Source organism: Frankia sp. CoBUL1 (assembly GCF_978021245.1).
In genome coordinates this window covers 18298-27094 of record NZ_CDXDOS010000024.1, presented here as the reverse complement: position 1 = coordinate 27094, position 8797 = coordinate 18298, and the positions used below count along the sequence as shown (strand labels likewise).

Here is an 8797-nt window from a genome sequence, read left to right as displayed (position 1 = left end):
GGGGTCCCCGCACCGCGGGGAAGCCGCCGTGCCGGGGGGATGGGCTCGTAGGACGAGCACGCTGTGGCCCAGCACGGTCAGGGACTCGCCGCCGACGTAGCTGGTTCCCGGTACCGCGACGGTCGCCGGGAATCCGGCGAGATCGTCGTCGGCGGTATTGAGCAGCAGGTCGTGGCGGGCCGCCCAGGGAGCACCGGGCAGGGTGACGACGGTGTCGCCGCGATCCGGATGGAACACGTACACCAGGCCAGCGCCGTGGGCCGGTAGATCGTGCGTTCCCCGCCCGCCGGCAGGATCCTCATCCACGAAGCCGGCGGCGACAGGGCCGCCGGCGACATGGGCCACGAGCGTCGCGACCCGCGGGGCGTTCCAGTCCGCCACCGACATCACCGCCCCGTCCGCACGGAACCAGGTGATGTCCGCGAGTCGCCCGGGTGCCGACTGGCCGCCGTGGAAGAACCGCCCCCGGCGCAGCACGGGTTCGGCGGAACGCAGTGCCGCCAACCCGCCCACCAGCCGACACAGCGCCGGGTCGGGGCCGGCCGGGTCGGGGTAGGCGTGGTCCGGCTCCGTGACGTCCTCCGGTCCGGTGACGTCCTCCGGCCCCACGAGGTCGGTCGGCCAGTCGAGCCAGGACACCGCGTTGTCCTGGCAGTAGGCGTTGTTGTTGCCGCCCTGCGAGTGACCGAACTCGTCGCCGGCGAGCAGCATCGGGACGCCCGTGGACAGCAGCAGTGTCGTGATCAGTCCCCGGCGCACCCGGCGGCGGATGGTCAGGATCGCCGGGTCGTCGGTCGCACCCTCCACCCCGTAGTTCGCCGAGCGGTTGTCCGCCTCGCCGTCCCGGTTGCCCTCGCCGTTGTCCTCGTTGTGCTTCTCGTTGTAGGAGACCAGGTCTGCCAGGGGAAAACCGTCGTGGGCGGTGACGAAGTTGATCGATGCCCAGGGGCGCCGGCCGCCGTGCTCGAACAGGTCCGACGAGCCGGACACCCGATAGCCCAGATCGGCGACGCCGCTGGTGTGCCTGTTCCACACGTCGCGCACGGTGTCGCGGAACCGCCCGTTCCACTCCGCCCAGGGGGCCGGGAACCCCCCCGCACCTGGTATCCGCCCCAGCCGACGTCCCACGGCTCGGCGATCAGCTTCACCGTGGCGAGGATCGGGTCGGCGTGGATGGCGGTCAGCAGGCTTGCCGCGGGGTCGAAGGCGTCGGGATTGCGGGCGAGCGCGGTGGCGAGATCGAACCGGAACCCGTCGACGCCCATCTCCGTCACCCAGTACCGCAGCGAGTCGCAGATCAGCCGCACGACGTGCGGTGAGGACGTGTTGAGGGTGTTGCCGCAGCCGGTCACGTCACGGTAGCGCCGGGGATCCATCGGCTCTACCCGGTAATAGGTCGTGTTGTCCAGGCCACGCAGGGACAGCGTCGGGCCCCGCTCGCTGCCCTCGGCGCTGTGGTTGTAGACGACGTCGAGTATCATCTCGATGCCGGCGGCGTGCAGGGCTGCGACCATCGCCTGGAATTCGCCGATCGGATCGTCGGTGGCCGCGTACCCGGCATGAGGGGCGAAGAAGGCCAGGGTGTTGTAGGCCCAGTAGTTGATTTTTCCGCGCTCGAGCAGGGCCGGTTCGGAGACCGAGGCGTGCACCGGCAGCAGTTCGACCGCGGTGACGCCGAGCCGGCGCAGGTGCGCCAGGACGCTCGGGTGGCCGAGCCCGGCGTACGTCCCGCGTAACCGTGGCGGCAGGCCCGGGTGACGTTTCGTGAGCCCGCGTACGTGCGCCTCGTAGATGATCGTGTCCGACCAGGGGATGGTAGGCCGGTTGTCCGCCGGATGTACGCCGTGACCCGTCAAACCGCCACTCCCGGATCTGGGGTCCCCGATCTCGGAGTCCCCGAATCCGGAATCCCCGAATCCGGAATCCCTGGTCCCGGCGGGGCCCCGCTGCGCCCGTCCGGGCCCGGTCACGACGCAGCGAGGCACGAAAGGTGCGGAGTCCCGCGGGTCCGGTTCGAAGCCGTAGGGGTCGCCACCACCGAACCCGTAGATCGCCGGGTCCGTGCGCAGCGTCCCGGCTACCGATCGGGCGTAGGGGTCGACCAGCAGCTTCGCCGGGTTGTACCGCTGGCCCCGCTCCGGGTCATAGGGACCGTGTGCCCGCAGGCCGTAACGCTGACCGGGGCGGACGCCAGCCAGATAGCCGTGCCACACCCCGCCGTCACGCTCCGGAAGTCGATGGCGTGTCTCGCGGCCGTCGGCATCGAACAGGCAGAAGTCGACCGCCTCGGCCCCGGGGGCGACGACGGCGATGTTCACCCCGGACCCATCCCAGGTCACGCCCAGTGGCACCGCGCACCCCGGCGCGAGCCCGGAGGCGGTCGGCGCCGGTACGCCCGGGGATGCCGGTATGTCCGGTGAGACTGTGGTCTTCACGGTGTCGGACACCTTGGCGACGCTAACCGATCCCCTTTTCCGGAGCACGGGAAACACGGTGGCCGTGGAACAGGCCGGGGATGACGTCAAAAGAAGGGGGGCGGCTGCGCCGACGATGACCCCTGCCAGGGCCCGGGGGTGGCGTGGATAGTTGCTCGCCAGTCTCCGAAGGCGAGCTTGATCGTGCCGTCGTCGAGGATCCTCGCGCGTGCTCCACTGGGCCGCGGGGGCGCAGGCCGCCCGGCGCCAGTCCAACGGCGCGCTCACCGGGGTGCCGGGGTCGGTTCGCCCCATGTGCCTGTCTCCTCGCGTGTGATGGAACCTCCCCACCCGCAAGCCGGCACCCCGGGGACGAGCCAGGGGCGCAGGGACCTCGCGGGCGGGGAGGGTGGCCACCATCGCCGGCCAATACACCTACTACCTCGCCCGTCTCGGTTACCACACAGGCAACCGTGATCTAGCATCAAGGTTCGCGACAGTCGCCGAGCAGTACGCCGCCCACGCGGGAGATGCACTGCTCGGCGGCAGTATCGCCGGCCCCCGATCGTGCATCGCCTTCAACGCCGGCCGCTACACGGAGGCCGCGGGGGTCGCCCGGAACGCAATCCGCAACCCGGATGCAGACCCGTATGTTCTGCCCCGTCTTGCCGCGTATGCGGCATGCGCCGAAGGTGCCGGCGGACAGCCGGGGCGCGCCCGAGAAGCGATTCACCTCATGAACGACGCGCCCCTGCCTGTGGAACGCCTCGCAGGCGCGGGCCTGTTCGACGCTACAGAACGGCTTCTCTACACCGCGTTGGCCCTCTCCGGGATCGGAGATCCAGGCGCCACCTCGCTCGCCCAGGCCACGGTCGACAGCTACCAGCCCGAGCACGTGGAGGGCCTCGGCCTGACCTGGTGTGCGCTCGCGCTGTCTCTCCGACCGGCCGACCCAGGGCAGGCCGCGCACGCGGCTACGACGGCCCTAGCCGTGACGGAGGAGTGGCCTGCCTCGACCGTACTGGCCCGCGCGACCAGGGTGCACGCCGACCTGACCAAGAGCCATCGGAGTCTTCCCGAAGTTCAGGAGCTCGGGCGCCGGCTGGTGGCCTGCAACAAGTGCCGGCGTCGCCGTGGCGCCCAGTTGCATGCCACAGGCAGCGTCGAGCGGGTGCCAGAGCGGGGGACGTGCCCGCATGGCAGGCCGCTGCGGAAAATCTGGGCGCCTGGGTTCGGGCCGGGCTCCGGGCCGCCGCCGCCCGGCACACCAGAAGAACGGCGCCAAGGCCCGGTCTGAACGGGCCCGGAAGTCGCGCGAGGAGGTTCAGCGACTCCCGGCAGCGATCTCGGCCCGGACCCGCGCGACGAACGCCGCCAGCACCTGTTCGCCCGCGAGCACCCCGGCCGCGGCGGTGACGGTGACATTCGGGCCCGACCAGCCCAGTTCGTGCAGCTCACCGTGGGCCGGACGGACGGCGTGGTCGGCCGCCGCGAGCATCGGGACGTCGAGCACGGAGTCCCCCGCGGCCAGCAGCCGGGCGGTACCGGCACGGCGGGCGACCTCGGCCACCGCGCGCTGCTTGGTCAGGACCGACGGGACAAAGTACACCTTCCGCCCCTGCACCGACATCGCCCAGCCCGCAGCCCGCGCCGTCTCGGCCTCCCCGGTCAGGTCGGGAATGCCGGCGCGGTCGTGGGCGACGAGGTAGACGAACAACCCGTCGGCGACCCGCACGAGCCGGGCCCAGCCGCCGGCGGCGGACCGCTCGGCGAGCGCCACCATCTCCGCCAGGGGGGCGCAGGCGGCGGCGGCCTCGGCCGCCACGCCCGCCGCCCAGGCCGGATCGGGGACCCCGTCGACCAGCAGGTGCCCGCCGTTGGCCGCGATCGCGTAGCGCGGCCGGACCCTGAGCTTGACCCGCGCGTACTGGGCGAGGGTGCGGGTGGTGACCGGGACGAGGACGGCGAGGTCGTGCAGCTCGGCGAGCAGGGCCAGCGACCGCGCCGTCGCGAACGAGATCGGCGCGCCGTCGAGGCGTTCGACCTCGACGAGCTCCGGTGCGGGCCGGTCGTCGGCCAACAGCAGCGAGTGCCGGGAAAAGATCAGCGTCTTGTCCAGGTCACAGGCCAGCAGATGACGCGGCCCGGACGAGACGGACGAGTCGGCCGTCACAGGACGTCCGGGCGCCAGCGCGCGTTCGGGGTGTGGAAGACCGGTGCCGCGCCGACCGGGCGGACCAGCCCCACACAGGAGAATGGTAGGCCCGCCATCTCCTGGACCTCGACGTCGCGGTCGGCGGCCAGTGCCAGCACGTGCGCCAGCTCGTCGAGCCGGTCGGGGGCGATGAGGATGCGCCAGGGCACCCGGCGCAGCAGGACCCGGGTCGTCTCCCCCACCCCCGGCTTCACCATGACCACGTCGGGGATGTCGAACGCGGCCGCGATGCGCTCCACCGCCGCCCAGCCCGCCCAGGTCGGACTGCGGTCGGCCGCCCACAGCCGCGGCCAGGTCTCGGCGACCTCGTCGGCCACCTCGGGGAAGTGGGCCGCCACCGTCTCGACGAAGTGCCGGGACAGATCGTGCGCCGCGAGTTCGGCGTAGTACTTCGCACCGTGGAAGTCATCCGGGCCGATGTGCTCGGCGTTGAGGACGGTCCGGCTGACCAGCCCGCTCACCGTCGAGTTCAGGCAGGCGCTCGGGATGAGGAAGTCGTCGCGGGTCCCGTAGAGCGGCACGCACCGAGCCGGGTCGGCCAGCACGGCGAGGGTGTCGTCCAGCCCGAGCCGGGCCACCGCGTCGGTCAGCACCCGGGTCATCACCCCCTTGCCGGTCCAGCCGTCGACGAACTGGATCACCTCCCGGTCGTGCCGGGAGGTGAGGTAGCGGATCGCGTTCAGGTCCACGCCGCGATCCTTGATCACCGAGATCGCGTAGTGCGGGGTGTCGAGCCCGTGGCGCCAGCCGTACCAGCGCCGCATCAGGATCCCCACCGGGGTACCGGCCCGGGCGATCGAGGCCAGGACCGGCTCGGGCTTGGTGACCCGTACGAGCTCCGCCACGAGGCCGGTGGCGAGCGCGACCCGGCGGGCCGACCGGTCCAGCGCCCGGTGGTAGAGCTCCAGGTAACCGGCGTCGGGCTGGTACTCGACCGGCAGGTCCTCGGAGTAGTGCCGGCCGGCCTGCATGGCCTCCTCACGGTCCTCGGTGGGCCGCTCCAGGGCGACCGCGCTCAGGTCGGTCAGCAGGAAGGTCACGTCCGCCGGATCGTATGAACCCGAGCCGACGGTGCCGGTGAGCGCGGGATCCACCGCGCCGATCCCGCTCACCGGGCGTCCCCGGGCGCACCGGTGAGCGGCCCGGCGGCGGACGGCGCACCGGTCGGTCGAGGGGACGGCCGGTAGGACGGCCGGTAGGACGGCAGCGTCAGCACCGTGACCGGAGCGCATCGGCGCAGCTGAGTAAGCATGCCGTCGAGACCGGTAGCCGCACGGGGAGAGCTCCGGTCCGCCCCCGGGGCGACGTCCGTCCCAAAGTCGACGACCGTCCCAGAACCGACGACCGGGACAGAGTCGACGACCACCACGATGTCGTCGTACATCCCGGGCCGGACGTTGTAGACGTGGCTGGCCCGACCCGGGTCGTCCGGCGCGGGGAAGGTGAGGGCGGCGCGGATGGCGTAGCCGTCGACGTCGACGGGGTGGACCGGCGAACGCGTCGTGGACTGGTAGCGGATCTCACCCGGACTCGTCCGGGCCAGCGCGTCCGCTATCCGCATCGGCGTGTACATCAGTTCCTCCGTCCCGAGCACGAGCGTGCGACCCGCGGGCCGGGTCAGCGCGGCCAGTACCGTCGCGGCGACCGGCGGCACGACCTCGTCGAGGCGGTGGCGGTCGGTCGGCGACCAGCGATGACGGCCACCGTCAGGCAGGTCGGACGGCCAGTCGGCCACCAGCCGGCGGACCGGATGGGCCACCAGCGCCCCCGTCGCCCGCGCCGCGTCCCGACCGCCCGCGCCCCCGGCGAACCGGGCGCGGATCCGCGCGGCCCGGTCCGCGATCTCGGCCGGCACGGTGACGGTGGCCGTGAGCAGGGCGACGACATCCAGCCGGACCCCGAGCTCGCCGGCGAGATCGGCGAACGCGGCCCGGGCCGCGGGCGGACGGGCGTCGAGCAGCGTGGCAACCACGTAGTGCTCGCGTGGGGCGTGGGCCTGCAGGATCCGGATCGTGCCTAGGGCGGTACGCCCGGTCGACAGCTCGTCGTCGACGAGCACGATCGGCGTGCCGCACCGCAGGATCTCGCGGTCCTCGGGCATCAGCCAATGGTGGGTCGCGTGGGAATGGGACTCCACGAACTCAAGGATCGGCGTGGCACCGGGCAGCGGCCGCCGGGTGGTGTGCAGGTAGTGGCTCGCCGGGAGACCGTCGGCGACCGCGTGCCCCAAGGCCGTCGCGGTCTCGCAGTAACCGATCACGATCGGGCCGGTCCGCGGGCCCCCGGGCTGCTCGGCCGACGAACCCTGCACCGGTGGGTCCGCAACCGGCGGGTCCGCAACCCGCTTTCCGGCCTCCTCGAAGCCGGGCAGTGCCCGGACCAGCGCGGCAACCCCGGCCCCGGCCGCGAGCGCCTCGGCCGGTGCCACCGGCAGATGCTTGCCGAGCACCCGGCTGACCAACAGGTGCGCCCGGCGTGGGTTGCGGCGCAGGGCGAGTCCCACCAGAGCGTGCAGCCCCTGGCCCGCCACGTCCGCGGTGACCTGGACATCAAGGCCCAGCGCGGTCCACAGCCACATCCCCGCGGAGGCGGCCGCTGGGCTGCGGGCGGGCACGGGCGGGTGAGGGATGGGCGCGCCGGTGGGAGCGTCCGTCCCCGCCGTCGCCGTCATCGGGCATTCCGCTGGTCGAGACGACCGTGCGTCGCAGCCAGCACCTCGACGAAGGTGTCGCCCTCGCGCAGGACACCGAACGCGCGCGCCCGGCGGATCACCGCCTCGGCCCAGGCCCGGTGCGGACGCAGTTCGTTCATCTTGTTCGCGTAGCTGCTCGGCCGTACCCCGCCGGCGTCCCCGTCGAGGACGGCCTCGGCATCGGTGTACTCCTCTTGGGTGACGACGTGCAGCGCGTGCACGGCGGGCACGTGGCTGGGGTGGATCACTGTCTTGCCGATCAGGCCGTTGGCCTTGTCCAGAACGACCTCCCGGATCAGCCGGTCAAGGTCGGCGGAGACCAGTTCGCTGCGCATCCGGATCGCATCCTCCCCGCCGTCGACGCGGTCCGCCTGCGCGAACGGGGTCACCCGCAGCGAGCTGACGAAGAGCCGTTCCGGCTGGGCGAAGTACTCCCAGACCGGTCCGGTCACGACGTGGTCACCGCCCCGCGCGCAGATGTTCACGATGTCGGCGATGCAGTCCCGGACGACAGCGATGTCGTAGATCGTCAGGTCGCGGTCACGGCGCAGCCCGAACAGCCCGCACAGGTCCGTCGCACCGAGCCGGATCGCCAGCACCTGGTCGGCGTGCTTGTCGACCAACCGCCGGACCGCCGACAACGCCTCCACCCGGGTCTCCCGGTTGATGACCTGCGGGCTCTCCAGCACCGGCATGGCCCACAGCGGGCGACCGGCCGTCTCGGAGGCCCGCAGCACCGCCTCCATCGCAGCCTCGCCGCCCTCCTCGGCGAACTTGGGCAGCACGAACCCGGCGAGACACCCGACCCCGGCCGGCCCGAGCCGGTCGACAAGATCCGGGATCTGCCCGACCGCGCGGACCCGGACGAACAGCAGCGGCATCGCGCCCGCGGCCCAGGGGGGCTCCGCCGCGAGCGCGCGCAACGCGGCGACGACGTTGTCCTCGGCTGCGGCCACCTCGGTGTCGGCGATGGAGTCCTCCAGACAGAGAACCATCGAGGTCACCCCCGCAGCGGTCTGTCTGCACACGTCCGATGCCAACCGGGGGCGCGTCCCCGGGGCGTAGAGGGTCGCGCCGAGCGCGGTGGCCAGCAGATGACGATCATCATTCACGGTGATGTCCTCCGGCGGCCGGAGGAACAGCGCGTCAACCGTCTCGGGGCCTAGAAAGGCGAAGTGGCGCAAGCAGCATTCTCCTCGTCGAAGGCAGGGGCGTCGTTCGACGAGCATCCCGAAACGGTGCGCGCCGACCGAAGCCGGCAAGATCGTGAAACGTTGCCTCTCAGCGACGGTACCTGGCGAAAGGCATCCGACGACAGCCCGCGGGAACTGACGGCCAGCCGACACACGGCGGCCATCTCGGCGCCATCTACGGGGCGCCGACCTGCGGCGCAGCGTCCGCGAGCGGCCAGCCACCAGCCGGCAGCGGGCGGCGCCCGCCGGCCTGATCAGGAACGGGAGGTCCGGGAACGGATGA

Annotated in this window: 5 protein-coding genes and 1 pseudogene; 1 reads left to right on the top strand and 5 read right to left on the bottom strand. The window is 72.4% G+C overall.

Going from position 1 to position 8797, the window contains the following annotated elements:
- Positions 1-2411: pseudogene (glgX, locus tag AC08OX_RS04140) on the bottom strand (glycogen debranching protein GlgX); the annotation flags it as partial.
- A 412-nt stretch (positions 2412-2823) separates the two neighbouring features.
- On the opposite strand from glgX, the gene AC08OX_RS04135 reads away from it, so the two are divergent.
- Positions 2824-3711: a hypothetical protein gene (locus AC08OX_RS04135; protein ID WP_476606588.1), complete on the top strand. Its 888-nt coding sequence runs from the start codon at positions 2824-2826 to the stop codon at positions 3709-3711.
- A gap of 27 nt (positions 3712-3738) precedes the next feature.
- Here AC08OX_RS04135 and AC08OX_RS04130 read toward each other — a convergent pair whose 3' ends face one another.
- The 4 genes from AC08OX_RS04130 to AC08OX_RS04115 are packed head-to-tail and all read right to left on the bottom strand — an operon-like array spanning position 3739 to position 8505.
- The gene (locus tag AC08OX_RS04130; RefSeq protein ID WP_476606587.1) at positions 3739-4587 is read right to left on the bottom strand and encodes an HAD family hydrolase; all 849 of its coding nucleotides are present in this window, start codon (positions 4585-4587) and stop codon (positions 3739-3741) included.
- Positions 4584-5732, bottom strand: coding sequence for a cysteine protease StiP family protein (locus tag AC08OX_RS04125; protein ID WP_476606589.1), 1149 nt, complete (start codon positions 5730-5732; stop codon positions 4584-4586). Before AC08OX_RS04125 ends, AC08OX_RS04130 begins: the two co-directional genes overlap by 4 nt.
- A 5-nt stretch (positions 5733-5737) precedes the next feature.
- On the bottom strand, positions 5738-7300 hold the full coding sequence (locus AC08OX_RS04120) for a phosphoribosyltransferase family protein (protein WP_476606586.1): 1563 nt from the start codon (positions 7298-7300) through the stop codon (positions 5738-5740).
- Positions 7297-8505 (bottom strand): HpcH/HpaI aldolase/citrate lyase family protein, encoded by a 1209-nt coding sequence (locus AC08OX_RS04115; protein WP_476606585.1) that lies wholly within the window; start codon positions 8503-8505, stop codon positions 7297-7299. Before AC08OX_RS04115 ends, AC08OX_RS04120 begins: the two co-directional genes overlap by 4 nt.
- Between the last annotated feature and the right edge of the window lie 292 nt (positions 8506-8797).